Below are 1,340 nucleotides of genomic sequence, written 5' to 3' on the forward strand. Positions count from 1 at the left end.
TGGTGCTAGAATATAAATAGTACAAGCTAAAATGAGAAATCCCGAACACGCATAAGCATGATACAATAGAGACATGGTGAAGGAGGATCTCATATGGCAACGCAGCGTGACAAACAATTTAAACTTGATGCAGTTCAGTATTATCTGGACCATAAAGATCTCGGTGTACGTGGATGTGCAGAAAATCTCGATGTCGGATACAGTACATTAAGCAGGTGGTTAAAAAACTTCTGGGAATCCGGCGATATTCCTGTTCGCAGGTCTGGTAACTACGCATCTGATGAACAGAAAGAAATTGCCCGTCTAAGACGTGAATTACGAGATGCCCAGGATGCACTTGATGTATTAAAAAAAGCAATCAACATTCTGGGAAAATAACGGAAGCTATTTATCTCGAAGTGTCTGAGAAGACGGAAGCTGCCAAGAAGGCTGGACGCCGAGTTTCTGTCTCCGGAATGTTGAAAATTTTAGGTGTCTCACGCTCAGGATATTATGCCTGGCTTCATCGCGTGCCTTCTAATACAGAAAAACGCCGTGAAGCTGTAAAAGTAAAAATACAGAATATTTATGATGATTCCAAGCAGAACTATGGTGCTCCGAAAATTACTATAGAACTGCGTAAAACTGGTGAAATAATTTCAGAAAGAACTGTTGGTACATATATGCGCCAATTAGGAATCCGTGCTCAGTGGAGCAAACCATGGACAATCACCACAAAAGATTCTGATTTTAGCACAGAATTACAAAATATCCTTGATGAGCAGTTTAATCCTGATCGTCCGAATGCTGTCTGGTGTTCAGATATTACTTATATTTGGACAATAGATGGGTTTGTCTATCTGACCAGCATTATGGATTTATTTTCTAGAAAAATCATAGCATGGACGCTTTCAAGAACACTGGAAGTATCCTGTGTAATTGATACAATAAACAAAGCCAAAGCTCGCCGGAATATCGACCAGCCAATAATCATTCATTCAGATCGCGGCAGCCAGTATGTCGCAGCAGAATATAAGAAAGCCACTGAAACTATGCAGCGCAGCTATTCAAAAAAAGCATTTCCGTGGGATAATGCATGCATGGAATCCTTTCATTCTATTATTAAACGCGAATGGCTGAATCGCTTTAAATTTCGCGATTATAGACAGGCATATCGTTTGATCTTTGAATATCTAGAAGCCTTCTATAACACCAAACGAATTCACAGTCATTGCAACTATATGTCGCCGGATGAGTTCGAACGAGTGTATGAAAGAACGCACACGCAGGCTGAGCTCTTGGCAGGTTAAACGCGGAGAATTGTCTCATTTTAATTTGTACGAAATCTTGACATAGGAGCA

Annotated in this window: 2 protein-coding genes; both read left to right on the forward strand. The window is 40.4% G+C overall.

Annotated elements, in window-relative coordinates; genetic code table 11:
- Positions 1-93: 93 nt before the first annotated feature.
- Complete coding sequence (locus tag IAG03_RS14000) at positions 94-378, forward strand: transposase (protein ID WP_249320733.1); 285 nt, start codon at positions 94-96, stop codon at positions 376-378.
- A 20-nt stretch (positions 379-398) separates the two neighbouring features.
- A complete protein-coding gene (locus IAG03_RS14005) occupies positions 399-1,289 on the forward strand; it encodes an IS3 family transposase (protein WP_249320734.1) in 891 nt (296 codons plus the stop codon).
- Positions 1,290-1,340: the final 51 nt, after the last annotated feature.

Origin of the sequence: Yeguia hominis (assembly GCF_014384705.1) — a bacterium.
In the GTDB taxonomy this organism is placed as follows: domain Bacteria; phylum Bacillota; class Clostridia; order Oscillospirales; family Acutalibacteraceae; genus Yeguia; species Yeguia hominis.